Annotated in this window: 26 protein-coding genes; 18 read left to right on the top strand and 8 right to left on the bottom strand. The window is 59.7% G+C overall.

Going from position 1 to position 25,833, the window contains the following annotated elements:
• Window positions 1–10: 10 nt before the first annotated feature.
• The 18 genes from WCX18_RS10725 (at window position 11) to dxs (ending at window position 18,681) form a co-directional block, all read left to right on the top strand.
• Window positions 11–724 (top strand): Rieske 2Fe-2S domain-containing protein, encoded by a 714-nt coding sequence (locus WCX18_RS10725; RefSeq protein WP_345987657.1) that lies wholly within the window; start codon window positions 11–13, stop codon window positions 722–724.
• Window positions 725–889: 165 nt separating this feature from the next.
• Entirely contained in the window at window positions 890–1,189 is a 300-nt protein-coding gene (clpS, locus tag WCX18_RS10720; RefSeq protein ID WP_345985157.1) for an ATP-dependent Clp protease adapter ClpS, read from the top strand.
• On the top strand, window positions 1,189–3,393 hold the full coding sequence (clpA, locus tag WCX18_RS10715) for an ATP-dependent Clp protease ATP-binding subunit ClpA (protein ID WP_345987655.1): 2,205 nt from the start codon (window positions 1,189–1,191) through the stop codon (window positions 3,391–3,393). The genes clpS and clpA overlap by 1 nt, the downstream gene beginning before the upstream one ends.
• The gene (gene aat, locus WCX18_RS10710) at window positions 3,390–4,061 is read left to right on the top strand and encodes a leucyl/phenylalanyl-tRNA--protein transferase (RefSeq protein WP_345987653.1); all 672 of its coding nucleotides are present in this window, start codon (window positions 3,390–3,392) and stop codon (window positions 4,059–4,061) included. Before clpA ends, aat begins: the two co-directional genes overlap by 4 nt.
• Before the next feature lie 11 nt (window positions 4,062–4,072).
• Window positions 4,073–4,645, top strand: a complete 573-nt coding sequence (locus WCX18_RS10705) for a hypothetical protein (RefSeq protein WP_345987651.1) — start codon at window positions 4,073–4,075, stop codon at window positions 4,643–4,645.
• 95 nt (window positions 4,646–4,740) lie between these two features.
• Entirely contained in the window at window positions 4,741–5,187 is a 447-nt protein-coding gene (locus tag WCX18_RS10700) for a DUF3015 family protein (RefSeq protein ID WP_345987649.1), read from the top strand.
• 61 nt (window positions 5,188–5,248) lie between these two features.
• Complete coding sequence (locus WCX18_RS10695; protein WP_345987647.1) at window positions 5,249–7,063, top strand: DUF4105 domain-containing protein; 1,815 nt, start codon at window positions 5,249–5,251, stop codon at window positions 7,061–7,063.
• Window positions 7,064–7,133: 70 nt separating this feature from the next.
• Window positions 7,134–8,117, top strand: a complete 984-nt coding sequence (locus WCX18_RS10690) for a transaldolase (RefSeq protein WP_345987645.1) — start codon at window positions 7,134–7,136, stop codon at window positions 8,115–8,117.
• A gap of 3 nt (window positions 8,118–8,120) precedes the next feature.
• Window positions 8,121–9,341, top strand: coding sequence for a PilT/PilU family type 4a pilus ATPase (locus WCX18_RS10685; RefSeq protein ID WP_345987643.1), 1,221 nt, complete (start codon window positions 8,121–8,123; stop codon window positions 9,339–9,341).
• Window positions 9,342–9,411: 70 nt separating this feature from the next.
• Window positions 9,412–9,948 carry a 50S ribosomal protein L25/general stress protein Ctc gene (locus tag WCX18_RS10680; RefSeq protein ID WP_345987641.1) on the top strand — a complete coding sequence of 179 codons (537 nt, stop codon included), beginning with the start codon at window positions 9,412–9,414 and terminating at the stop codon, window positions 9,946–9,948.
• 2 nt (window positions 9,949–9,950) lie between these two features.
• The gene (pth, locus tag WCX18_RS10675) at window positions 9,951–10,508 is read left to right on the top strand and encodes an aminoacyl-tRNA hydrolase (RefSeq protein WP_345987640.1); all 558 of its coding nucleotides are present in this window, start codon (window positions 9,951–9,953) and stop codon (window positions 10,506–10,508) included.
• A 29-nt stretch (window positions 10,509–10,537) separates the two neighbouring features.
• Window positions 10,538–11,611 (top strand): LptF/LptG family permease, encoded by a 1,074-nt coding sequence (locus WCX18_RS10670; RefSeq protein ID WP_345987638.1) that lies wholly within the window; start codon window positions 10,538–10,540, stop codon window positions 11,609–11,611.
• A gap of 94 nt (window positions 11,612–11,705) precedes the next feature.
• Window positions 11,706–12,920, top strand: coding sequence for a diaminopimelate decarboxylase (lysA, locus tag WCX18_RS10665; RefSeq protein ID WP_345987636.1), 1,215 nt, complete (start codon window positions 11,706–11,708; stop codon window positions 12,918–12,920).
• Window positions 12,921–12,924: 4 nt separating this feature from the next.
• The gene (locus WCX18_RS10660; RefSeq protein ID WP_345987634.1) at window positions 12,925–13,710 is read left to right on the top strand and encodes an HAD-IIA family hydrolase; all 786 of its coding nucleotides are present in this window, start codon (window positions 12,925–12,927) and stop codon (window positions 13,708–13,710) included.
• A gap of 20 nt (window positions 13,711–13,730) precedes the next feature.
• Entirely contained in the window at window positions 13,731–14,813 is a 1,083-nt protein-coding gene (pheA, locus tag WCX18_RS10655; protein ID WP_345990802.1) for a prephenate dehydratase, read from the top strand.
• Window positions 14,810–15,904: a histidinol-phosphate transaminase gene (gene hisC, locus WCX18_RS10650; RefSeq protein ID WP_345987632.1), complete on the top strand. Its 1,095-nt coding sequence runs from the start codon at window positions 14,810–14,812 to the stop codon at window positions 15,902–15,904. Before pheA ends, hisC begins: the two co-directional genes overlap by 4 nt.
• 12 nt (window positions 15,905–15,916) lie before the next feature.
• Window positions 15,917–16,783 (top strand): hypothetical protein, encoded by an 867-nt coding sequence (locus tag WCX18_RS10645; protein WP_345987630.1) that lies wholly within the window; start codon window positions 15,917–15,919, stop codon window positions 16,781–16,783.
• A gap of 74 nt (window positions 16,784–16,857) precedes the next feature.
• Window positions 16,858–18,681 carry a 1-deoxy-D-xylulose-5-phosphate synthase gene (gene dxs, locus WCX18_RS10640; protein ID WP_345987628.1) on the top strand — a complete coding sequence of 608 codons (1,824 nt, stop codon included), beginning with the start codon at window positions 16,858–16,860 and terminating at the stop codon, window positions 18,679–18,681.
• 11 nt (window positions 18,682–18,692) lie between these two features.
• Here dxs and WCX18_RS10635 read toward each other — a convergent pair whose 3' ends face one another.
• Genes WCX18_RS10635 through WCX18_RS10600 form a run of 8 tightly spaced genes read right to left on the bottom strand, consistent with a single transcriptional unit; the run spans window position 18,693 to window position 25,823 of the window.
• Complete coding sequence (locus tag WCX18_RS10635) at window positions 18,693–19,310, bottom strand: prepilin-type N-terminal cleavage/methylation domain-containing protein (protein ID WP_345987627.1); 618 nt, start codon at window positions 19,308–19,310, stop codon at window positions 18,693–18,695.
• Complete coding sequence (locus WCX18_RS10630) at window positions 19,307–19,780, bottom strand: prepilin-type N-terminal cleavage/methylation domain-containing protein (RefSeq protein WP_345987625.1); 474 nt, start codon at window positions 19,778–19,780, stop codon at window positions 19,307–19,309. Before WCX18_RS10630 ends, WCX18_RS10635 begins: the two co-directional genes overlap by 4 nt.
• On the bottom strand, window positions 19,780–21,294 hold the full coding sequence (locus WCX18_RS10625) for a GspE/PulE family protein (protein WP_345987624.1): 1,515 nt from the start codon (window positions 21,292–21,294) through the stop codon (window positions 19,780–19,782). Before WCX18_RS10625 ends, WCX18_RS10630 begins: the two co-directional genes overlap by 1 nt.
• A gap of 3 nt (window positions 21,295–21,297) precedes the next feature.
• Window positions 21,298–23,202 (bottom strand): secretin N-terminal domain-containing protein, encoded by a 1,905-nt coding sequence (locus WCX18_RS10620; RefSeq protein ID WP_345987622.1) that lies wholly within the window; start codon window positions 23,200–23,202, stop codon window positions 21,298–21,300.
• Entirely contained in the window at window positions 23,186–23,995 is an 810-nt protein-coding gene (locus tag WCX18_RS10615) for a PDZ domain-containing protein (RefSeq protein ID WP_345987620.1), read from the bottom strand. Before WCX18_RS10615 ends, WCX18_RS10620 begins: the two co-directional genes overlap by 17 nt.
• On the bottom strand, window positions 23,979–24,509 hold the full coding sequence (locus WCX18_RS10610; RefSeq protein WP_345987618.1) for a hypothetical protein: 531 nt from the start codon (window positions 24,507–24,509) through the stop codon (window positions 23,979–23,981). Before WCX18_RS10610 ends, WCX18_RS10615 begins: the two co-directional genes overlap by 17 nt.
• A complete protein-coding gene (locus tag WCX18_RS10605; protein WP_345987616.1) occupies window positions 24,506–24,913 on the bottom strand; it encodes a hypothetical protein in 408 nt (135 codons plus the stop codon). Before WCX18_RS10605 ends, WCX18_RS10610 begins: the two co-directional genes overlap by 4 nt.
• A complete protein-coding gene (locus tag WCX18_RS10600) occupies window positions 24,906–25,823 on the bottom strand; it encodes a hypothetical protein (RefSeq protein ID WP_345987614.1) in 918 nt (305 codons plus the stop codon). The genes WCX18_RS10605 and WCX18_RS10600 overlap by 8 nt, the downstream gene beginning before the upstream one ends.
• Window positions 25,824–25,833 lie beyond the last annotated feature (10 nt).

Raw genomic sequence — 25,833 nt, 5'->3', positions numbered from 1 at the left:
GAGAAGACGAATGGAACGCAGAAATTTTTTAAAAGTGGTCGGTGCTACCGGTGCCGTGATCGCGATCGACCCCTCAACGATCGGCCAGACGCTGATGGCCAAGGACGGATCGCTCTACAAACGTTATGCCAGAGTGCAGCTCGTCGACGGCAGCGGCGCACCGCTGAAGGCCGATGCCCTGAAAACGGGTGAGAACTATGTTTTCAACTACCCCTACGCGGGTACGAGCTGCCTGCTGGTCAATCTGCCGAAACCGACGGCAAAGGATGTCGCACTGACGGATGAGTTCGGGAATGAGTACATCTGGAAAGGGGGTGTCGGAAGCGGGGGGACGATCGTCGCTTTCAGCGGGATCTGCCCGCACCAGCTGACACACATCAACAAAAACGACAGTTTCATCACCTTTCGCAACCCCGGCGAACGTTTTGAGGGCGATATCGTCTGTGACGGGCATACCTCGGTCTACGATGCGGAGCGGGGCTGCCGCGTCAAGGAGGGTAAAGCGCCGCAGCCGCTGGCGGCGATCGTGCTCGAGGTCGGCAGCGACAACACCCTCTGGGCGGTGGGCGTGCTGGGCAAAGACAAGTTCCACGAATTTTTTCAAAGCTTCCGACGCGAGCTCAAAGAGCAGTTCGGCAGTAAGCGCCAGGCAAAAGCAAAGGTGGGCGAACATGCCGTCACGGTGCCCATGCGCGACTATACCCGCGACATCGTCAAACTCTGATACACTTCAGACGGCAGGCCTTCTCGGGGCCTCTGCCGTTAATCTGCATTTTTAAGTCGTTGCTTACACAATCCCTGCTAATCTAACTGACGTTAGTAATGAACAAGACTGTTTTATGCATTTTGCACTGCAGAAGCAGTGGTATGCACGTGTTAAGGACAATGTTTGAGTACGAAAAGAGAGCTTGAACTTGAGGGTGAACTGCTGCTCAAGGAGCCGGGACAATATAAAGTGATTTTGCTCAACGACGATTACACTTCCATGGATTTCGTCGTCGAGGTTTTGATGAGTATTTTTCACAAGAGTTATCAGGAAGCGGAGCAGATCATGCTCGATATCCATCGCCAGGACCGTGGGATCTGCGGTGTCTACACTTACGAAGTGGCAGAGACCAAAGTGATGCAGGTCAGCCGTCTGGCGCGGGAGCATGGGTATCCGCTCAAGGCAACGATGGAGGAAGCGTAATGATCAGTGCCGAACTTAATGCCGTCTTTCAAAAAGCGCTGCTGTATGCCAAGGATCAGCGGCATGAATACCTGACGATCGAGCATGTCTTTTATGCTCTGCTCGGTTCCAAAGAGGGGATCGCGATTATCCGGGAGTGCGGCGGCGACGTCGCGTCCATGCGCGCTGCGGTGAGCCGCTACCTCTCCATGACGATGGAGCCCCTGCCCGAGGACGTGACCCAGGAGCCTTTCGAGACCGTTGCGCTGTCACGCATGATCGACCAGATGATCCGCCACATCCAGAGTGCGCAGAAGCAGCAGGCGGAGGTCGGCGATCTCGTGGCGGCGATCTACGAAGAGAAGCACACCTATGCCTGCCAGGTGCTGCTCGAGAGCGATATCAACCGCGTCGACGTCCTGGAGGTGATCTCGCACAAGGATGTGCAGCCCCAGTCCGTTTCGGATGCGGAGGAGAGCTACCTCGAGAAGTATACGGTAGAGCTGGTGGCGCAGGCCCGCGCCGGCCGCATCGACCCCGTCATCGGGCGCCAGGACGAGATCGAGCGGGTCGTGCAGACACTCTGCCGGCGTAAAAAGAACAACCCGCTGCTCGTCGGCGAACCCGGCGTCGGCAAAACAGCCATCGCCGAGGGCCTGGCCCTGCGCATTGCGGACGGGGAGGTCCCCGAACTGCTCGAAGAGGCCCCCGTCTACGCCCTGGACCTCGGTGCGATGCTGGCGGGGACGAAATACCGCGGTGACTTCGAAAAACGCCTCAAGGGGGTGATCGATGAGGTGACGGCGCACAAGAACGCCATCATGTTTATTGACGAGATCCATACGCTCGTGGGCGCCGGTGCCGTCAACGGCGGCAGCATGGACGCTTCCAACCAGCTCAAACCGGCCCTCGCGTCGGGGGCGATGAAGTGTATGGGGGCGACGACCTATGCCGAGTACCGCAATGTGTTTGAAAAAGACCGCGCGCTGAGCCGCCGCTTTGCCAAGATCGATGTGGATGAGCCGAGCCAGGCCGAGAGCATCGAGATCCTCAAGGGGCTGCGTCCCAAATACGAAAAGCATCACAAGCTTACCTACGAGGACAAAGCACTCGAAGTGGCGGTATCGCTGTCGAAGAAGTATATCTCCGACCGCTTCCTGCCCGACGTGGCGATCGACCTTATCGACGAGGCGGGGGCATCGTTCCATCTGAAAAAACATGACCGCAACGTCGTCAAGGCGCTTGATATCGAAAACGTCATCGCGAAGATGACGGGAATCCCGACCTCGCAGGTCTGCGAAGACGATACCCTGCGGCTTGAATATCTTGAGCGCGATCTGCGCGCCAAGGTGATCGGGCAGGATGCGGCGGTCGAGAAGGTCGCGCTGGCGATCAAACGCAGCCGCGCCGGGCTCAACCCCGAAGAGCGGCCGATCGCGTCGTTCCTCTTTGCCGGACCGACGGGCGTCGGGAAAACCGAACTGGCCAAGTCCCTGGCGGAGACGCTGGGGGTTCATTTCGAGCGCTTCGACATGAGCGAATACATGGAGAAGCATGCGCTCTCGCGCCTGGTCGGTGCCCCTCCGGGTTATGTCGGCTATGAGCAGGGCGGTCTGCTCACCGAGGCGATCCGCAAACACCCCTACACGGTGCTGCTGCTCGACGAGATCGAAAAGGCCCACCCGGAGCTGATCAACGTGCTGCTCCAGGTGATGGACAATGCGACGCTGACGGACAACAACGGCTACAAGGCGAATTTCAAGAACGTCATCCTGATCATGACCTCCAACGTCGGGGCAACAGAACGCAGCGTCATGGGCTTCAATGCCGACAGCAGCCTGGCCCGCGGCGAAGCGCTCAAGGCCTTCTTTACGCCGGAGTTCCGTAACCGCCTCGACGCCGTCATCGAGTTTGCCCCGCTGGACCGCGAGATCGTCGAGGGGATCGTCGACAAATTCATCGCCGAACTCAACATGCAGCTGGCATCGAAGGGCATTGCGATCACCCTGGGCGAGAAAGCCCGCGGTTATCTCGCGGAGATGGGCTACGACAAAGCGATGGGGGCCCGCCCGCTCGGAAGGATCATCCAGGAGAAGATCAAGGACCCGCTTACGAACGAGATGCTTTTCGGCCGTCTGAAAGCAGGCGGGAAGGTCCATGTCGATTACAAGAACGAGATCGTCTTCACGTATGACGAACATGCGGAGGAAGAGGCGGCGGTGTGATTCCGCAGCAGATCCGCTATGAACTGGCATTCCCCGACCCGAGGGATGCCGACGAATCGGGTATCGTCGCCTTCGGCGGCGACCTGTCACCTTCACGGCTGCTGCTGGCCTACCGCAGCGGCATTTTTCCCTGGTACAGCAAAGGCGACCCCATTTTGTGGTGGTCCCCCGATCCCCGGTTCATTCTCAATCTTGAGGACTTCGTGCTGCGCCGTTCGCTCCGTAAGCGCCTCAAACATTTCGACATCCGTTTCAACACTGCCTTCAGTGACGTAGTCCGCGCCTGTGCGACGACACCCCGTCCTGGACAGGAGGGGAGCTGGATCCTGCCGGAGATGGTCGAGGCCTACGAAGTTCTGCACGCGATGGGACACGCCCACTCGGTCGAAGCGTGGCAGGAGGGGCGGCTCGTCGGCGGACTGTACGGGGTCGAAGTCGGGGGCATGTTCTGCGGCGAATCGATGTTCGCCCATGTCAGCGACGCTTCCAAGGCCGCCTTTGCCGCATTGGTAGAGCACCTGAAGGCGCGCGGCTTCGAGATGATCGATGCCCAGGTGCCGACGGAGCATCTCAAAAGCCTCGGCGCCATCGAGGTGAGCCGCGACTATTTCCTGATGCGTCTCGAACAGCTGCGCGATAAAGGTATAATGGGTTTCATGCAAGCGTAAAAGGAGTGGGCATGAAACTGCAAACGATCAGGGCAGCCGTTGCGGCACTGCTGGGCGTCATTCTGCTTTCGGGCTTCTGGAGCGGAAAGACAGCAGAGGAGAAGCGCCAGGAAGTACAGAAGATGAAGGCGGAAACGCTGGCGATGCTCTACAAAGAGGCGCCGGAGGCGAAAGCGATCATCAAGAAAGCGTACGGCTACGCCGTGTTCAGCAATATCGGCGTTAACCTCATTCTTGTCTCTGCCGGAGGCGGTTCAGGGGTGGCGCACGACAATGAAACGGGCAAAGATACCTATATGAATATGGGGACCGTCGGTGTGGGGCTCGGGCTCGGCATCAAGGATTTCCGCGGGGTCTTCCTTTTCGAGAACAAAACAGTCTACGAGGATTTCATCAACAAGGGGTGGGAGGCAAACGCCCAGGCCGATGCCGCCGCCAAAGCGGACGACAAAGGGGCTGCCTTCGGCGGGGCGGTGACCGTCGCCCCGGGTATCCGACTCTACCAACTGACCAAGACGGGGCTGGCGCTGCAGGCAACGATCCAGGGGACGAAGTACTGGCAGGATGATGAGCTGAACGAATAGCCGCTGTCTCCAGGGGTGAAATTTGGTGCGTCATTAGACCGGTTTAAGGAAACAATTCTTATACTGAACCATCATCAAACGATGAAGGAGTCACAATGAAAAAAGTACTTGTAAGTCTTGCTGCGGTTGCGGCGCTCAGTTCGGCGGCTTTCGCCGGTGTCAACAGCCAGACGGGCTGCGGTCTCGGTGCGATGATCATCAAAGATGACAGCTCCGCGATTATGCTCGCACTCCAGGCGACCACCAACGGTACCTCTGCAAACCAGACGTTCGGTATCACCTCCGGTACGTCCGGCTGTAAGCGCATGCCGCTGGTTATGAACGACCGTGCTGCCGAATTCGTCGCGTCCAACATGGATCAGATTGCGAAAGAGGCTGCGATCGGCGGCGGTGAATCCGTCGATACGCTTGCGGAACTGCTCAAAGTCGAAGACAAAGCGGCTTTCGCGGCTTCCCTGCAGCAAAACTACAACAGCATCTACACGTCCGGCGACGTCAAGATGGCTGACGTTCTCGACAACATCGCAACCGTCGAGGGCTGACCCTACTTTTCTCGGGCCGGGTTCCCGGCCCATCCTCCCATCTCCCCAAAAGGGTTTTTTCTTGTACCGTTTCCTCATTATGCTGATGATATTGGCGTCTGTCGTGCAGGCAAACGTAGTGGAAAACGCCCTGGATAAGGCGGCAGATCTGGCGCTGGCAGAGAGCCGGTACTGGCACCTGCTGCTGCATATGCCTAAAGACGTCAGCGAAGTCGACGACCCGGCATTCTTCCTCGCGCCGGACGGCAGGGAGAACGCAGGGGCCGAACTCAATGCGACGATCACGGCGCTCTACGGGGAGACCCGCTTCGACGACAACGCGACGGGATGCCGTTTCCCCGCCCGCCGCGCCTGGCTGCAGGAGCGTCTCGGGCTGGAAGGCCTGCCAGCGCTGCAGTGCACCGCCTACGAGACGCTGGTGCGGAAGATGGACCCGCAGTCGGTGACGCTGGTCTTCTCCTCGGCGCACATCAACTCCCCGGCCTCCATGTTCGGCCATACCTTTCTGCGCATCGACTCCTCCTATGAGTCGAAGATGCTCTCCTATGCCGTCAACTACGCCGCCGGCGCGGACCCGGACAAAGAGAACGGGATCGTCTTCGCGATCAAGGGTCTTTTCGGCGGCTACCCGGGGTTTTACTCCCTGCTGCCCTATTATGAAAAACTCAAAGAGTACCGGGATACGGAACAGCGCGACGTCTGGGAGTACGACCTGGACCTGAACCATGACGAGGTGATGGCGATGATCCGCCATATCTGGGAACTCAAAGGGGTGTACAACTGGTACTACTTCTTCGACGAAAACTGTTCGTACAACATGCTCTGGCTGATGGAGATCGCCCGGCCGGACGTTGATGTCCGGGGCCATTTCATCTACCACATCATCCCGATGGAGACCGTTCATGCGACCGAAGAGGAGGGGCTGGTGCATGCCAAGCACTACCGGCCGTCGAAGCGGACACTGCTGCTGGCCTATGAGAGGGTGCTGGACAAGCGCGGCGAAACGGAAGCCCTCGCGCTGGCCGACGGCGTGCTTGAGCCCCGGGAGGTGCTGGACGATCCGGTGCGCGATGCACAGATGAAGCGCTACACCCTGGAGGCGGCGTCGGAGCTTGCCGAGTACCGTTTGATGAAGGGGAAGGTCGACAAGGCGGCCTATTCGGAGCGATTTCATAAAATCCTTTCCGCGCGAGCGGCCCTCGGGAAGGGGGAGACACTGCCCGTGACACGCCCGAGAAACCCCGATGAGGGGCACCGCGCGACGCGGGCGCTCGCCGCAACGGGATGGCGTGACGGCAACCCTTACCAGCGCATCGGCATCCGGCCGGCCTATCACGATCTCAGCGACAGCGACGTCGGGTTCATGCCCGGAACACAGATCGAGTTTCTGGACCTTGAAGCGCGTTATGACCGCGACGGCGCTGCCGTGGAGAAGGCGACAATCGTCTCCATTACGTCCATCGCCCCGCAAAGCGCCTTTTTCAGCCCCTTCTCCTGGCGGATGCGTGCGGGGTGGGACCAGTCGTTTCTGAGCCGTGATGCGGTGTTCGGCACGACGGTCGGCGCGGGTTTCGCCGCCGGAGGCAGATGGGGGTACGGGTATCTCCTGGCGGAGCCGGAAATTTTCATCACGGACAAAGGGTACGGCGCATTTAACACGACGGCAGGGGTGCTTTTTGAAACGGGCGGCGGTTCCAAACTGGCCGGGGAGGGCGGGTACCGTTTTTATGCCGACGGGATGCGCCAGTGGACGGGAAGAGTGGAACATACGAGCCGCATTTCACAGAACAACGCGCTGAAGCTCTTCTTTGATTACACGGAGAAAACCGACGGCCCCCAGCGCAGTTTCAGTGCCGCATTCGTACACTATTATTAACATGCCTTTATAGACACCGGTGCCGCAATCGGTTATAATCGTTACACGATATCAACGTAGAAGAGAGCCGATGTACATTCCGCAAATACAGTTTTCCCTCTGGGCCGATTTCATCGAACGCGATTTCATCGATACGGGCCTAAAACGTCTCGTCGAGCAGGGCGTTGTCAACGGGGCGACGTCGAACCCCGCGATTTTCAAAAATGCCATTTTGACCTCACCGGCCTACCAGATGCAGCTGGAGACGCTGCAGAACCACACCCCAAAGGCCAAATACGAAGCCCTGGCGATCACGGATATCCAGAAAGCGGCGGATGCCCTGCGGCCGCTGTTTGATCAAAGCGACGACGGCTATGTGAGCATCGAGGTCGACCCCTACCTCTGCGACGATGCCGTCGGAACGATCGAGGAGGGGCGCCGCCTTTTCAGGACGATCGAACGTCCCAATGTGATGATCAAGGTCCCGGCAACCGACGCGGGCTATGTGGCCATGGAGACGCTGGTCAGCGAGGGGATCCCCGTCAACGCGACGCTGATCTTCTCCAAGGCGCAGGCGCTGGCCTGTGCCAACTCCTTCGCACGGGGGCTGGAGAAGGGTTCGGTACAGGTCGATACGGTGATCAGCATCTTCGTCAGCCGCCTGGACCGCGCCATCGACGCGACGCTCGAAGCCAAAGGGGTGCAGCCGGCCCTGGCTGGCGTCTACAACGCCGCGGCCATTTACGAGGCGGTCGAGTCGCTGGAGCTGCCCCGCTGCCGCGCACTCTTCGCGTCGACCGGCGTCAAGGGGGGCGGACTTCGCCCCTCCTACTATGTCGATGCACTGCTGGCGGCGCACAGCGTCAACACGGCACCGATCGAGACGATCGAGGCCTTCGTGGCGCACGGGGACACTGAGGCGAAGCTGCCGCTTGACGCGGAACGGATCGAGGCACATTTCGACGCCGTCGCCGAAGCGGGCGTCGATATCGAGGCGGTCTGCGCCCAGCTCATGGACGAGGGGCTTGAAGCATTCAAAACGGCATTTGCCGAAATCCTGGCGGAATTGGAGTAATTTATGAGTACAAATCAAGTCGATACCGATATCAATATTGAGAACCTGACCTTTGAAACGCTGCGGCGGGTGCGCGGGTACCTGAAACGGATGATGGATGCCGGGGGCTCGGACCTCCACCTCAAGGCAAATTCCGTCGTACGTGCCCGTATCAACGGTGACATTACGCCGCTTAGCGGCGAAATCTTCAAAAAAGAGGAGGCGCTCACCTTCGCGAAAGAACTTTTGCGAACCCGTTTTGCTGAGTTCGTCCGGCAAAAAGAGCTCGACCTTGTCTACTCTTTCGACGAGAATACCCGTTTCCGTGTCAACATCTTTTTCCAGATGGACGGGGTCTCCGCTGTTTTCCGTGTCATTCCCGTCAAGATCGTCTCCATCGACGATCTCGGTCTGCCCAAGGTCGTCCACAGGTTTGCCAGTACCGAGCGGGGGCTGGTCCTGGTGACCGGGGTTACCGGTTCGGGTAAATCGACGACGCTTGCGGCAATCATCAACGAGATCAACTGGTCGCAGCGCAAACACATCGTCACCATCGAGGACCCGATCGAATTCGTCCATAAGGACCGCAAATGTATCGTCAACCAGCGCAGTGTCGGGCAGGATACGAAGAGCTTCGCCAACGCCCTGCGTGCCGTACTTCGTGAAGACCCGGATATCATCCTCGTCGGGGAGATGCGGGATATCGAGACGGTCGAGACGGCGCTGCATGCGGCGGACTCGGGACACCTTGTCTTCTCCACGCTGCACACCCTGGATGCGAAGGAGACGATCAACCGTGTCATCTCCATCTTCCCGACAGGGGAACAGAACCGGGTCCGCATGACCCTGGCAGCCGTTTTGCAGGGGGTCGTTTCCCAGCGCCTCATCCCGACCGTGGACGGCAAACGGACCGCGGCACTGGAGATCCTCGTCAATACGCCCTACATTGCCCAGCTCATCATGGAAGACCGCGACAGCGAGATCCGCGATGCCATCGAGGAGGGGAAGGATATCTACGGATCGCAGAGTTTCGACCAGGGGATCCTGGACCTCTGGCATGCCAAGCGGATCTCGACAGAGCAGGCGTTCAAATATGCGACTTCGCCGGCAGACCTCAAACTTCGCATGGAGGGCTTCACCAGCCGCGTGACCGCCAAAGACGGCAGTACGATGCAGCCCAAGCACGAAGAGGATGACAAACCGCGCTTCAGCGAAGATGAGATCTTCCAGCTCAAAGGCGAGTAGCATCAGTTTTAGCTGTTTTTAAAGTATATTTAAGTATTATTCCGTCCTATTTTATTACAAGGACACACCTATGTTGGAAGGTATTGTTAGAGAGAGTACCGGTAAAAGCGCTACAAAAGCGTGTCGCCGCGATGGTTATCTGATTGCCAACATCTACGGAAAGGGGCTTGAAAACGTTCACGCCGCTTTCAAGATGAATGAGTTCATCCGTACAGTTCGCAACAAAGACACCCTGGCGTTCCCGGTAAAAGTCGGTGACCAGGAGATGAACGTTGTCGTTCAGGCGTATGAGTCTCATCCGGTGTCCGGTAACCTGCTGCACGTTGACCTGATGGTCGCACAGCCGGGTGTCGTTACCCACTACAATGTTCCGGTCAAGACGGAAGGTTCACCGGTCGGTCTGAAGAACAAAGGTATGCTGTATGTCGCGAAGAAACGTCTGCGCGTCAAGGGTGCCATCGATCAGATCCCGGATACGATCACTGTCAACGTCGCTCCGCTCGACCTCGGTGACTCTATCCTGATCCGCGACCTGGAGAAATCCGAAGCGTTTACATTTACTGACGCTGACCGCGTTTCCGTTCTCTCCATCATCAAAGCGAAATAATTTTGCTGATCGTCGGACTGGGTAACCCGGGTTCGGCGTATGAGAAGACCCGGCACAACGTCGGGTTTATGGTCGTTGATGCGCTCTTAAAGCGCCATCAGTGCGATGCCGTCAAAAAGGCCGTTTTTGAAGGTGACCTCTATAAATTTTCCACCCATTTTTTCCTCAAACCGCTCACCTTTATGAACCTCTCAGGCCGTTCCATCGCCAACGTCAAACGTTTTTACAAGATCGATGAAGTTATTGTCATCCATGACGACCTTGATCTGCCGTTCGGGACGCTGCGCTTCAAGCGCGGGGGCGGGCACGGGGGGCATAACGGCCTCAAATCGACCGATACGGCGATCTCCCCCGATTATATCCGCGTGCGCATGGGCATAGGTCATCCGGGAGACCGCAACCGGGTTGCCGATTATGTGCTGAGTGCCTTCACCCCGGCAGAACGGGAGCACCTTCCCGCCTGGATCGACCGGACTGCTGACGCGGTCGAGGCGCTGATGCGGATGAGCATGGACGAGGTCGCCTCTAAGTACACCGTCAAAAAAACTCCGTTACAATAACCGATATTCTTCAGGGGCCTGCGATGTTGATGTTCCGCTATATTGCCTACCATTATCTCAAATACATCGCCGTCATTCTCTTTGCCCTTGTTTTTTTCATGGTTGGTTTTGACTATATGGAGAGCGCGGACAAACTGCAGTCGGCCAACCTTATCGTCATCTACCTCACCTACAAAACCTTTTTTGCCGTCGATATGCTGCTGCCGCTCTCCCTGGTCTTTGCGATGATCGCGACGAAGATCTTCTTGATCCGCTCCAACGCTTTGGTGGCGATCTATGCGCTGGGCTACAACAAAACAGACGTTATCAAGCCCTTCGTCGGGGTGGCAGTCGTGATCATGACCCTCTACATCGCCCTGCATGCGACCTCGTTCGCCCGTGCGGACGAGTATGCGAACAATATCCGGCGCTCCGCCCAGTACCTGCAGCCCACCTCCAACCTCTTTTTCACGTTCAAGGACCGCTACGTCTATTTCGGGAAACTCTACCCGCTGCAGGAGCGGGCCGAAGATATCCGTATCTTCACCCATGAGAACGGACAGCTCCAGCAGGTGCTCTCCGCCGAGGGGGCCTACTATACCGACGAACACTGGCACCTGAGCCACGCCGTATCGCTGCGCAAACCCGACACACTGAGCCTGGAGGGTGAAGGGATCACCGTGACACAGCTGCAGGATCTGATGATGCTCGAGGGGTTCCGTCCGAAGATCCTCGACCAGGTCTACGAAGGGAAGGTGAACTACACCATCCTCGATGCGATCGATGCCCTGCTGCTGCTGGGAAGTGAAAACCTCAATATCGACAAGATCAAAAGTGCGCTCTACCGCATTTTCATCACGCCGCTGTTCGTGCCGAGTCTGATCATCCTGATCTTCTTTTTCGTCCCGATCAGCCCCCGTTTCCTCAATATCACGCTGTTCAGTTTCATTGCGATCCTGGCGACGATGATGACCTGGTCATTCCTCTTTATGCTCACCGAGCTCTCCAACAACAAGACCATTCCCAGTGAAGTGGGCATCGTGATGCCGGTGCTCGCGCTTTTCGCGGCGGCCCTGATCCTCTGGTACCGTAACCACGGGCACGGCGTCGACGCACACTCCTAACGCCCCCTTTAGCCCTTTTTCGCTATTATCGCGCAACAATTTTCCCGGGCACGGTGCTGCTGCAGGCGTCACCCCGGCCCCGAAAGAAGGAAGCATGTCAATGGACTTCAATGCCCTGGCAGACACATACGGTACACCGCTCTACGTGTATGATTTCGACGCGATGCGCGCGCAGTACGAGGAGCTCAAAGAGGCGTTCCGCGGGCGCAAATCCCTCATCTCCTACGCCGTCAAGGCCAACTCGAACCTCAGTGTCGTCAAACAGTTTGCCGATCTCGGTGCCGGTGCGGACTGCGTCTCTATCGGCGAGGTGCGCCGTGCGATGATGGCGGGCGTGCCCAAATACAAGGTGATCTTCAGCGGCGTCGGCAAGCGTGACGACGAGATCCGAGAGGCGATCGAACGGGATATCCTCTACATCAACCTCGAGAGCGAGGCGGAGCTGGGGCGCGTCGAGATGATCGCGCAGGAGCTGGGGCAGGTTGCGCGGATCAGTATCCGTGTCAACCCCAACATCGACCCCAAGACCCACCCCTACATCTCCACGGGGCTGCACGACAACAAGTTCGGTGTCGAGATCGATGCGGCCAAGCGGATGTATATCCGCGCCAACAAGTCACAGTGGCTTGAACCCGTCGGGATCCATTTCCACATCGGCAGCCAGCTCACCGAACTCGACCCGATCCGCGAGGCGAGCGAGATCGTCGCCGACCTCGTGCGCTCCCTCAAAGCGGCCATCGGGATCGAGCTGAAGTTCTTTGACATCGGCGGCGGGCTCGGCATCCGCTACAAGGACGAAACGACGATCACGCCGTACGACTACGCCCAGGCGGTGCTCTCCACCCTGGCGGGGATGGATATTACTGTCGTCTGCGAACCGGGCCGTTTCATGACGGCGAACGCCGGCTATTTCCTGACACGGGTATTGTACGAGAAACAGAACGGTGCGAAGCGTTTTGTCGTCGTCGACGGTGCGATGAACGACCTGATCCGCCCGAGCCTCTACCGCGCCTATCACCGCATCACCCCGGCCACGGCCCATGAAGGCGACGAGACGCCGGCGGACATCGTCGGTCCCGTCTGCGAAAGCGGGGACTTCCTGGCCAAGGATTACCCGCTGCCGCCGATGGCGCACAACGACCTGCTTGTTGTCCACAGCGCCGGGGCCTACGGCTTCGGCATGGGCAGCAACTACAATACCCGCGGCCGCGCGGCGGAAGTCGCGCTCATAGCGGGAGCGGACCGCCTGATCCGGGACCGGGAGTCTTTCGAAGACCTGGTCGCACCGGAGCTGAAATACCTCGGCTGATCCCATGTACTTCGTCGACGTTCAGGGCACCCTGATCGATGACCGGGCCCAGGCGCCCATCCCCGGGGCGATCGACTTCATCGACGCCCTCAACCGCAACCATACCCCCTACCTTGTCGTCACCAATAACACGAAACGCGCCAGTAGCGAGTTTCTGGCTTACCTTCAATCGCTCGGTTTTGCCATCCCCCAGAACCGCTACCTTGATGCGCTGATGCTTCTGGAACGCGAGGTCCCGAAGAAGGGGGTAGCCGCCTACGGCAGCGAGACTTTCCTGGCACAGCTTGATGCCATGGGGTACGTACGCGATTACAGCGCGCCGCAAACGCTCCTGCTCTCCGTCCGGGCCGATTACGGTGCGGATGATTTCGCGCAGATGATCACCTTCCTGATGAACGGTGTACGCCTGGTCGGCATGCACGACACGACGCTCTATGCGACGCAGGAACAGCGCTTCCCCGGCGTGGGGGCGCTGCTGCGGATGCTCTCCTATGCCGCGGCCGTCCCGTTTACGGTCGTGGGCAAACCTTCCGAAGCATTCTACGGCGAGGCGCTGCGCCTGCTGCGTACCCAGTGTTCGGATGCCGCCTATGATGGGGTGACGATGATCAGCGACGATTACGCCGGCGATCTGACCGGTGCGGCGGCACTGGGGATGCGGACGGCCCTGGTCCTCAGCGGAAAAGTGCGCCCCGAAGACGCGCTTACAGCGCGGCTGCGAAGGGAAGAATCGGGGACGGTGGTGTATAATGACGTCACTGACATACCGTCCGGAAAGAGTGTGAAGTGAAAAGCGAAGCGATACAAGCGTTGGACACCCTCGAGGCGTGCCGCGATGCCATTGATGCGATTGATACGGAGCTGCTGGCCCTGATCAACGAGCGGATGGCCGTGGTGGAGCGCGTGGGGGAGATCAAGAACGAAAGCGGGGCGCCGATCTACCGCCCCGAACGCGAACGGGCGATCCTGAAGCGGCTTGAGACGCTCAACATCGAGCAGAAGGGACTGCTCAATGCCGGGGCGATCGAAGCGATCTTCCTCGAGATCTTCGCCGTCGCACGCAACCTCGAACTCCCCGAACGCATCGCCTACCTCGGGCCGGAAGGCACCTTTACCCACCAGGCGGCGGAGAGCCGTTTCGGCGCGATGAGCGAATACCTCCCGATGGGCACGATCAGCGGCGTTTTCAAGGCCCTCGAGAGCGGGCGCGCGAAGTTCGGGGTCGTCCCGATCGAAAGCCGGCGCGACGGCGTCGTCGGCGAGACGCTCGACCTGCTGGCGGCGAGCCCCGTGAAGATCGTGGCGGAACTCTACATGCCGATCCACATGACCTTTGCAACGAAGGCGCCGCACCTCGACGGGATCAAGCGCATCTACTCCAAGGACAAGGGCTTCGGCCAGTGCCGCGCCTTCCTGGACGAACACGGGCTTCACAATGTGGAGCAGATTCCCGTCGAGTCGACGGCGAAGGCCGCCATTCTCGCGGCAAAGGACCCGGAGGCCGCGGCGATCTGCAGCCATATCGCCGCCAAGCTCTACGGGGTGCCGATGCTGTTCGAGAACATCGAGGACGTCACCGACAACACGACGCGCTTCTTTATCCTGAGCGATTTCAAAAACGTGCCGAGCGGCCATGACAAGACCTCGATCCTGGCCAAACTCAAGAAGACGACGCGTGCCGGTGTCCTGGTCCATTTCCTGCACGATTTCGACAAGGCGAAGATCAACCTCAGCAAGATCGAGAGCCGCCCGGCCAAAAGCGGTTCCGGTTTCGGTTACTGGTTCTTTATCGATTTTTACGGCCATATCGACGACAAAAACGTGCAACGCGTTTTGAAAAAATACACCGAAGAAGTGACGTGGCTGGGAAGCTACGTCGAAGGGGAACAATGAGATTCAATCCAGTACTTGATGCCATCAGCGTCTATGAGGCGGGCAAGCCGATCGAGCTTGTCGTTCGCGAATTCGGGATCGCGCCGAAGGATATTGTCAAGCTCGCCAGTAACGAGAACCCGTTCGGCTGCTCCCCGAAAGTGCAGGAGGCCGTGGGCGCGATCGTCTCCAAGATGGCCCTCTACCCCGACGACTCCATGCACAAGCTCAAAGCGGGGCTTTCAAAACGTTTCGGCGTCGATCCGCACGAAGTCGTCATCGGTGCCGGTTCTGATCAGGTGATCGAGTTTGCCGTTCATGCCAAGGCGGGTGCGGGCAGCAAGGTGCTTGTCAACAGCGTCACCTTCGCGATGTACGAGATCTACGCGCACCACGTCGGTGCGGAGGTGATCCGCACGGCTTCGCGCGAACATGACCTCGACGAGTTCTACGCGCTCTACCTGGAGCACAAACCCTCCATCATCTTCCTCTGTACGCCGAACAACCCGACCGGCGACAGCGCGGACGCGGCGGAGGTGAAAGCTTTCCTTTCGAAAATCGACAAGGAGACCCTGGTCATCGTCGACGGCGCCTACATGGAGTACGCCCGCTACAAGGATGCCGCCAAGGCCCTGGAGCCCAAAGAGCTCATCGAGACCTATGAGAACGTGCTTTACCTCGGGACCTTCTCGAAAGCGTACGGGTTGGGGGGGATGCGCGTCGGTTACGGTATCGCGCAGCGCGATATCATTACCGCGCTCTACAAGCTCCGTCCCCCCTTCAACATCACAACCCTCTCCCTCGAAGCGGCCTCCGTGGCGTTGGAGGACGAGGAATTCGTGCAGATGAGCATCGCGAAGAACTTTGAGGAGATGGCGCGCTACGAGGCCTTTGCCGAAGCGCACGGTATCCGTGCGATCGATAGCTATACGAACTTCGTCACCCTCTGCCTGGGCGAGGGCAGGAACTCCACTGCGATCGCCGACACCCTGCTGCGGCAGGGGATGATCGTGCGTAACCTCGCCGGTTACGGGCTCAACGCGATCCGGGTCACCGTCGGAAAGCCCGAAGAGAACGACCGCTTTTTCGCCCTGGCTGCGGAGCTGGTCTGATCGGAGGGCGGGGTGAAGATCGCGGACGCTTTCTCCTCCCTGCCGAAGACCACTATTCTACTCTCCCTGCTGCTGCTCTGTTTCCTGCTGCTCAGCGGCATGCTCTACCGTTCGCTCATGCACATGGAGATGGCTATCGGTTCCATCGCCGACCCTGTTATGACGGGGCGGCTGATAGAGCGTCTGGAGCTGCTTGATGCGGATTACCGTGTCCGGAAGGACGGCCGTATCCTTGTAGATGAGGGCGATGCCGCGCGCCTGCAGCGCCAGGGGCTTGCGTTGGGCGAGGTACGCCCGCAGCCCGACAGGAGGGGCCAAGCCCTGCTGATCCTGCTGCTGCTGGCGACGGCGGGGGGCGTCGCATCGGTTGTACGGCGCTTAGCGCGCCTGCTGCAGCCGCTACGCCCGGCACCGGCCGTGACCGCACCTCATGCTGAAACACCAACGGTGCCGCAACGGTCCGTAACCGTTCCCGAGGCGCCTATTCCCGCCGGGACGCAGCGGCTCTACGAGGGAGAACATCCCCAGACCGTCGCGGTCTACCTCCTGACGCTGGCGACGGCGGAAGCCGCCGCGGCGATGGAGGCGATGGACGTGCATCAGCGCGACCGGGTTTGGGAGCGGATGGCATGCAGCGGGGAGTGCGACGAAGGGCTGCGCCGACGTCTGTCGGAACTCTTTGCCCGGAAAATGAAAGCGCTGCAAAAAAGGGTACGGCCGGCGGAGACGACGGAGAAGATGGTCGCCATCTACCGGCGGCTCACGCCGCAGACGCGCGAGGCGCTGCTGGCGGCCCTGCGCCGGGGCCATCCCAAAGAGGGGATTATCAGATTACTTGAAGCTGAAGCGCTGCAGTCGCATCGGGGCGGAGAAGGTTGATAATAGCCCCTTTTCGCTAATATGCTTCACCTTTTTTCCCCTTTTTCAGGGAGAGGCCATTGTACGAGGACAGGATGAACCAAAAACCATTACACGATTATGAAGCGCTGGAGGCACAGTGCCGCGCGATCCGGGAGCGGATCCTGGACGTGGTCAGTACCAACGGCGGGCACCTGAGCTCCACGCTGGGAGCGACCGAGCTGATCGTGGCGATGCATGCGGTGTTTGATTCGGCCAAGGATCCCTTCATTTTCGATGTCTCTCACCAGGCCTATGCCCACAAGCTGCTGACGGGACGCTGGGAGGCCTTTGCCACCCTGCGCCAGTTCGACGGTCTCAGCGGCTACACGAAGCCAAAGGAGAGCGAGCACGACTACTTCGTCGCAGGCCACTCCTCCACCTCCATCTCCCTCGGGGTCGGTGCCGCAAAAGCGATTGCTCTCAAAGGGGAGCAAAACGAGCGAATCCCTGTCGTCATGATCGGTGACGGGGCGCTGAGTGCGGGGATGGCCTACGAGGCCCTCAACGAGCTCGGCGAGCGCGAATACCCGATGGTGATCATCCTCAACGACAACGAGATGAGTATCGCCAAGCCGATCGGGGCCGTCAGCCGGATGCTAAGCTCCGCGATGGCGAGCCCCTTCTACCAGAAGATCAAACGCGGCACGGAAATGTTTGTGGACCATTTCGGCGAGGGGGCGCACTACCTGGCCAAGCGCTTCGAGGAGTCCTTCAAACTGATCACGCCGGGCATCATGTTCGAAGAGATGGGAATCGAGTACATCGGCCCCGTCGACGGGCATGATATCAAACGCCTCGTTGAGACCTTCGAGACCGCCCGCACGATGGGCAAACCGGTGATCATCCATGCCCAGACCATCAAAGGCAAGGGGTACAAGATCGCCGAGGGGCAGCACGAGCAGTGGCACGGCGTGGGCCCCTTCGATCTCGACAGCGGTGTCTCACATAAAAAAAGCGGGGCCAAGAGCGCAACGCAGATCTACACCGAGGCGCTGCTCCATCAGGCGGACCGTAATGAGAAAGTCGTGGGCGTGACGGCGGCGATGCCGAGCGGTACCGGGCTTTCGGCCCTGCTTGAAAAATACCCCGACCGTTTCTGGGACGTGGCGATCGCCGAGCAGCACGCCGTGACGTCGATGGGCGCACTGGCCAAAGAGGGGTTCAAGCCCTTCTGTACGATCTACTCCACCTTTTTGCAGCGCGGGTATGACCAGGTGATCCACGACGTCTGCCTGATGGACCTCCCGGTCGTGTTCGCGATGGACCGGGCGGGGATCGTCGGCGAGGACGGCGAGACGCACCAGGGCGTCTTCGACATCAGCTTCCTGCGCGCGATCCCGAATATGACGCTCTGCGCGCCGCGCGACGAAAAGTCGATGCACCAGGCCGTGGCCTTCGCGGCGGCCTTTGACCGTCCGCTTGGGCTCCGTTACCCCCGGGGTGCTTTCCTGACAGCGGGACTGCCGGAATCCACCCCGTTTGAATACGGCAAGGCAGAGCTGCTGATCGAAGCCCAGAGTGATATTTTGCTGATCGGGTACGGCAACGGCGTCGGCCGTGCGGCGCAGACCCTGGAGCAGCTGGGGATGCCGGCGGCCCTGCTGGACCTGCGTTTCGTCAAACCGCTCGATACGGAACTGCTGCGTATGCTCACCGGCCGCCATAAGCGCTGGTTCGTCTTCAGCGACTCCGCCGCGGCCGGCGGGGTGGGCAGCGCCCTGTTGGAGTGGCTCGCATCCGAGGGGATCGGGGATATCCGTCTTCAGAGCTTCGAATATGGGGACGCCTTCATCACCCACGGCGCGACGCTCAAAGTGGAAGCGTCACTGGGGCTGCGTCCCGAACAGCTGGCCGAGCGCATCCGCGAAAGCTTCTAGCGCTTCCTTCCCTAAAAAGCCAGTTCCATCAGCAGCGGCTGCTGCGCCGCTTTCGTTTTCAGGTAGAGCAGATGCGTTTTGATCGTACGCGGGCCTGACGTCAGGTTCTGCGTCGTATCGCCCGCCCCCGCATCTGAGGGAACGGCACTGCCGGGCGCCAACGCCGTTGCATTGCTCTCCACCGCCTCTTTCACTTTCCCGGTATAGATGTTGAAGTCCGTCACGTCGCTGTCGATGATGCTGACGTGAATGCGTTCGCGGTCATCGTAGGGGACCGGAAGGGTGATGGGGAAAGACGCCTCCAGGCGCACGAGCTGAAGGGTCTCGGCATGGACGAAGTAGGTCACGTAGGGTGCGGCGATGCCGTAGAGGGAGTTCTTTGTCTGCAGCTGCAGCACCTGGTAGTGCTTGTCGTTGGTCGCAAGGACGCCGAAGGCGTAGGATTCGACGCAGTCACGGTAGAAGAGGGCGTACTGCTTGAGCCGCTTGCTCTGTGCGTCCGCATGGCTCTTCATCGTGACGTTGCTGGCACGGGTGCCCCCGAGCGCCCCGTAGAGGAAGAGCGCGAGCATGGCGATCAGCACGACCGAGATCAGCAGTTCCATCAGGGTGAAAGCGGTGCGTTTCATTGGGCCATCGGCCTTATGGTAAGGATGGAACCGTGACGGCGCTCTGCGCTCAGCGTGACCTGGATGAGTTCGAACTGGATCGGCGGAACGGCGCCTGCGGCCTCGATGTCCCTTGCGTTGAACTCCTCCCCGCTCTCTGCCCCCTCCGTCAGCATCCCGGTATCAAACGAAACGGTGTCGACCAGGGTCTCCGTATAGCGGTAACGCTGGGATTTGAGGTAGGCACGCAGATCGTCGTTCTCAATAGGGTAACTGTCACGCAGCAGGTCGTAAAGGGGTTTGTCGCTGCGGTGAAGGCTTTTGTCGGCATGAAAGGCGGCGACGGCAAGGTTCTCGGTCATACGGGAGGTCTGTTCAAGCTGACCGAGGAAGAAGAGGTTCGAACTGTTCATCTTCAGCATCGCCGCGCCCGCGATGACCGCGATCGCAACGGCGGCCAGCACTTCGACGAGGGTAAAAGCGGGACGCATCAGGCGTCCTTGACCCCGACACGGATGATCTCGTGCAGGGAGGTCGTCCCGTTCAGCAGCAGGGTCTTGAGCTGGTCGGAGAGCGGGGTCATCCCCAGTGCGATCGCCTTGGCCCGAAGGTCATGGTCATTGACCCGGTCTTTGAGCATCGCGACCAGATCGTCGGTCATCTCGAAAAACTCTCCGATCGCCTGGCGCCCGGCGTAGCCCGTGTAGTTGCACGCTTTGCACCCCTGCTCCTCAAAGACGACGGCCCCTTTGGGCAGGTCAAGCTCTTCGGCGTACTCGTCGGTGAGGACGGTCTGCTGCTTGCACTCGGGGCAGAGTTTGCGCACGAGGCGCTGGGCCAGGACCCCCAGCAGCGAAGAGCTGATGAGGAACTGCTCGATGCCCATATCGACGAGACGGGTGATGGAAGCGGTGGCGTTGTTGGTGTGCAGCGTGGAGAAGACCAGGTGGCCGGTGAGGGCTGCCTGGATGGCGATCTCGGCTGTTTCACTGTCGCGAATCTCCCCGACCATGACGACGTCTGGGTCCTGGCGCAGAATGGAGCGAAGCCCCGAAGCGAACGTCAGCCCCGCCTTGGCGTTGGTCTGGACCTGGTTGATGTTGTCGGCCTTGTACTCGACGGGGTCCTCGACGGTGATGATGTTGATATCGGGGGTGGCGACCTGCTGCAAAAAGGCGTGCAGCGTCGTCGACTTCCCGCTTCCCGTCGGCCCGGTGACGAGGATGATGCCGTGGGAGTGCTTGAGGATTTCGTCGAGGTGCTTGGTAAGGGCGTGGTCGAAGCCGAGCCCCTCGAGGTGCGGGATATCTTCGGACTGCATCAGCATACGCATGACGACGCGTTCGCCGTAGTAGGTCGGCAGGACGGAGACGCGGACGTCGAGGGTTTTGCCGGCGATCTTGACGTGGGTCCGGCCATCCTGGGGGACGCGTTTTTCGGCGATATCGAGGTTGGAGATGACCTTGATACGGCTGATGATGAGGTTCGCGACCCGTTTTTCGATGTCGGCGTGTTTGGTCAATGCCCCGTCGACCCGGAAACGCACTTCGCCCTTGTACTCGTGCACCTCGACGTGGATGTCCGAGGCACGCTGTTTGACCGCCTGGTAGAAGAGGGCGTTGACGAACTTGATGACCGGCGCGGACTCTTCGCTGGTGAGCAGGTCCGAGGAGGTGTGCAGGAAGTCCGAGAGCGACATCTCCTCCTCTTCGATCTCTTCTTGTTCCTGTTCGATCCCGCTGAGTTCGGAGTCGGTGCGGATCTCGAGGAACTTGTTGTAGAGCCGGTCGAAGGAGTCCGCATCGACGATGACCAGGGGGAGGTCAATGTCGAACTTGGCCAGGAAGTCGAAGGCCTGGGAGAGGTGGGCGCGGGAAAGGACGATATGCAGTTCGCCGTCGATCTCGCTGAAAAGCACGTAGCTGCGCAGGCTGAGGTTCAGGTTTACCGATTCGAGCGGATGGGGCTTGAGGTCGACCCCTTCGAGTTCGGGAATGTTCAGCATGCGTTATCGCTTGGCCGGGCTGATGACGGAGAGGGCATCCCCGGATGCCGGGACGGCGGCTTCGGTTGCATTGCTGTCGTTATCTTGCTTGTCCAGCTGCTCTTTGCGCTCTTCGAGCTTCTCTTCGATCAGCTCCTCATACTTGGCCTGGATGGCGTCGAGTTCCTGCAGCATTTTACGGACCTTCGGCATATCCTCGTTGTTGCGGACGATGAAGGGCGTGAGGACGATGACGAGGTTGATCTCTTCGTGGGTGGTGTACTGCCAGTCGAAGAGGCCGCCGATGAGCGGGATGTCGCGCAGGAGCGGAATCCCCTGGGCTTCTTCGCGGTTCTTGTCGTAGATGAGCCCCCCGATGATGACACTTTCGCCGTTGCTCACAATCGCGGTGGTGACGACTTCGCGTTTGGTCGTGCTGGGCAGGCCGGGAACGGAGCTGTTGAGAATGTCCTCGAGCTTGGCCGTCGTGATCAGGGTGACCTTGTTGCCCTGGGAGAGGCGCGGCTTGATCTTGAGGGTCAGACCGATATCCTCGCGGGTGTAGGTGTTGCGCGCCACGGAGGTCGTATCGGCGGCCTGGGCTGTCGAGGTGACGATGGGCTCCGTGCGCCCGACGTAGATGGAGGACTCCTGGTTGTTGACACAGAGCAGGGTCGGCTGCGACAGGGTGTTCGCCGCGCCGTTGCTGGCGAGGAAGTCGATCGTGGCACCGAAGGCGATGCCCGAGTCGAAGGTGGCGCTGCTGAGGTTGATCAGCCCGCCGCCGTCAAAGGCGATAGCCGAACCGCCGAGATCTGCGGCGAAGGTGAAGAGGCCGGCATCGGTGACGGCGCCGCCGGCAAGGCCGTATTTGACCCCGATCCTGTCGGCCATGTTCTGGTTGATCTCGACGATGCGCGCTTTGACGAAGACCTGCGGTTTCTCGACGTCGAGGATCTTGATCATCGCCTGGATGTCCTTGATGTCGGACTCCAGCCCGGAGACGACGAGGGCGTTGAGCTCGTCATAGACGCTCACCGTCGGCTTGTCCGCCTCTTTGGCGTATTTCTTTTTGTCCAGGACCGCCTGCAGGGAGGCGACGACGTTTTTGGCCTCGCTGTTCTCAAGGGGGATGATGGTCAGGCGCTGGTTCGTCGAGTCGTCTTTTTCATCGAGGCGGTTGATCAGCGGGGTCAGCTTGTCGATGTTCTCCTGGGTGGCGAGGATGATGATGGCATTGGTGGCGTCGTCACTGAGGATCTCGACCTTGTTGTTCTCGACTTTCTGGTTGATGATCGCCTTGGCGATCTTCGTGACGGAGGCGGCCAGGCGGCTTGCCTTGGCATTGGCAAGCGGGATGAATTCGGCTTTGACGTCTTTCGCCTGATCCCGGTCGATCTTGCGGACGATCGTCTCGATCACGCTGATATTGCCCGGGGTGTCGCTGACGATCATCATGTTGTTCTCTTTGATCGTCAGCAGTTTGCCGGCGGGGGAGAGGAACTGGCGGACCTTCGCCGCGATGACGTCGATGTTCTCGTTCTTGGCGGAGATAAAGCGGGTCTGCATCAGCACCGATTTCGTGCCGGGGTTGATCGGCAGGTTCTCTTTGACCGCGACGTTCTGGCGGACGATCTTGAGGTAGCTTCCCTCCTGCACCATCGTGAACCCTTTGCTGTCAAGCACGGAGAGGAGGATGCTGAAGAGTTCGTCCTTGTAGATCGGCGTCGACGAGACGAAGTTAACGGTGCCCGGGATCGGTTTGTCGAGCAGGATGTTCTTGCCGTTGGCTTTGCCGACCATCTTGATCAGCTCTTCGATCTTGATGTCATGAAGTTTCAGATTGACCTGTTCGCGTGCGGCCGCTGCGGAACCGAACGCCATGGCCCCTGCCAGGACCAGGGTGAGGAGTTTAGTCGTAAATTGCATAGTCAAGCTGCCTTTCTGTATGGTTTCGCTGGATATCCAGGGTCAGGTTATCGATCTGGTCCATATTTTTGTAGAGTTTGAGTACCTCTGCCACGGAGGTGAGGGGTTTGCCGTTGATGCCGGTGATGATGTCATGCTCCTGCAGTCCCATTTTAGCAAAGATGGAATCCTTTTTGATCCACTTGACTTCGAAGCCGGTCAGCTTCTTGTTCTGGTAGACCTCCTGGATTTTGACGTTTTGCCAGATGGCGTCGAAATTTTCGGTGTAGTAGCGTATCTCTTTGCGCTTGATGGAGGTGAAGCCGTCCTGGGTGACGACGGAGGTGGCCGGTGACGGTGCTGTTTCGACCCCTCCCATACTCTCCTCTTTGAATGCGAGGGCGTAGCGCTGGCCGTCCTTTTCGAAAATGGCTTTGGTCGGCAGAATGTCGACGAGGGTATAGCGGTTGTACTGCTCCCCTATGGAAAGGAGTTCGGTTTTGCTTCCCTCTTCGACGAGGATGAAGGGGTGGGCCTCCTCCAGGTAGATCCCGCGCAGTGTCAGCGCGTCGAGCCGGTACACTTCGGTCTGTTTGCCGCCGCTCTTTGCGACGGCCCTGCGCTGTTCGATCCCGAAGAGCTGTGAGGGCGTGTAACGGGCGTAGGTGACGGTGTCTCCCGAGGCGACTGCCGGTTCGACGCCCTCGCGGGGCAGCCATGCCGCCAGGATGAGCATCAGCGCTTTGGCGACGGCGGCGAGGATGGCCAGGACGATGAAGCGCCGTACCCATAACGGATTAATACGTTGTTTCATAGCGGTAAGCCCCCCCTTCGATGCTCCGCAGCTGCTTCAGCCAGAAGGGCCGTTTGGCCCGCAGGGCGGCAGAGGGGGTGAGCTCGAGCGTAACCTTGCGTTCCATCAGCGCGACCCGGCCGGTGACGCTGCCGAACGCGCCCGCGCCTTCGAGGGTGACGTGAAGCGGGTCGAGCACGGAGTAGGTCACGCTGATCCCGTCCACGTCGAGCGGCGCGAAGCTCTCCATGTCCGCAGAGAGGGAGAAAGGTGCCACCCGGACACTGTTGTAAAACAACCACGGCGTCACGGTGACCTGTTCGAGCCGGGCGACGTGCAGATCCTCGAAATAGAGGTCGCCGCCCTTGAGCACGAAATCAAATCCGCGGTCAACGGCCCTTTCGGCGGCAACGGCGAGGCCGAAGGGTTTCATCTGCATTTCCGCTTCGTGGTAGAGGGCGGTTTTCGGCAGGAACACGAGCAAGAAGAGTACGAACGCCGCGCTGTAAAGCAGGCCCATTTTCATGCGCTTCATAAGGCGAACTCCACGCTGAGACTGACGTTCTGGTCTCCGCTGCGGCTGATGGTCATTTTCGAGATCGTCACCGGGGTGTTGAACAGTTTCGTGGTGAGACGGTCAAAGGTCTGCGCCGGCAGCGGCGTGAACTGCACCTGGTAGGTGCGGCCGTTCTTGTTCTTGCGGTCCACGTAGGTTTTGAACTCGCCCTGCGTCAAGATGGCGTCAATACGGCGCTGGATCTGCTTGGTGTCGTCCCACTGCTGCTGCATGCTGCGGATCTGTTTGCCCAGGCGGGCCGTTTCGGCATTCGCCTTCACCGCGTCGCTGATGGCCCGTTCGGTGCGGCCGCTCTGTACGAACATCAGCAGGGCGAGAAACAGCGCCGCGCCGAAGACATAGACGATATTGATCTTATTCATACGTCGCCTCCAGGTAGAGGGTGTCGCCCTTGCGCTTCTCGGAGGTGACGGTGGCGATGGCTTTGAGCTGCTTTTTGAAGGCGTCGGCTTTCGCCGGGTCTTTGAAGACGGCGGCGATTGAGAGCTCCCGGGTGCCCAGGCTCAGGCGCTCCAGATGGTTCTCCTCGTCGGCGGGCAGGGCGAAGAGGGCTTTGGCCGTCGCACGGAGCTGCGTCTGGCGCTTCTGCTTCTTGTTGAGGGCGTTGATCAGGCCGTCGCGTTCGAACGAGGTCTGGGGAAGCCGGTAGGTGTCCGCGATCTTCTCCTGCTCCTCGAGGAGCGTTGCCAGCTGCGCGCGGGCGGTAAAATACTCAATCCCGTAAAGCAGGGCGAAGATGCCGGCAACGATGCTGAGGCGTTTGAACTGTTTCTTGTCCAGCAGGGTGCTGTGGTAGAGGGTGATACCGACCGTAGGCCCTTTGCGCTCATGGGTTTCGAAAAAGCTGCTTGCCTCCTCGGCCGTGGCCGCATACCGTGCGGGCAGCTCGGTGACGACACCGTCGACGCTGGAGAGGATCCGTGTCGCGCCCAGGCGCAGCGGTGTTTCAAGCGCGGCGCATTCGGTCTGGGCAAAGTAGATATGCCGCACGTCGGAGGGGCGGATGCCGGTACGGGTGACCGCGTCGATGATCTGCTCCTCGTTGTACGCGAAGAGCCAGAAACCCTCATCGCGCTTGAGGACATGGTAGCTGTAGACGCCTTCGGGCGTGATGGCGTCGAAGACGGAGGGGGCGAGCTTTTTGGCCTGGAAAACCGTTTTGACGGGAAGCGCCTCGGTGCGGAACCAGTACAGCGACGGGGAGAGGATAAGGTCGACTTTCCCCTGGACGCTTACGGGCTGTGCCTCCCGGTCGAGGAAGAGGGTGGTCACAGCGGCTTCC

Origin of the sequence: Sulfurimonas sp. HSL1-2 (genome assembly GCF_039645565.1) — a bacterium.
GTDB lineage: Bacteria > Campylobacterota > Campylobacteria > Campylobacterales > Sulfurimonadaceae > Thiomicrolovo > Thiomicrolovo zhangzhouensis.
The sequence above is the reverse complement of the archived record's forward strand: the minus strand, read 5'-3'. Positions and strand labels throughout refer to the sequence as shown.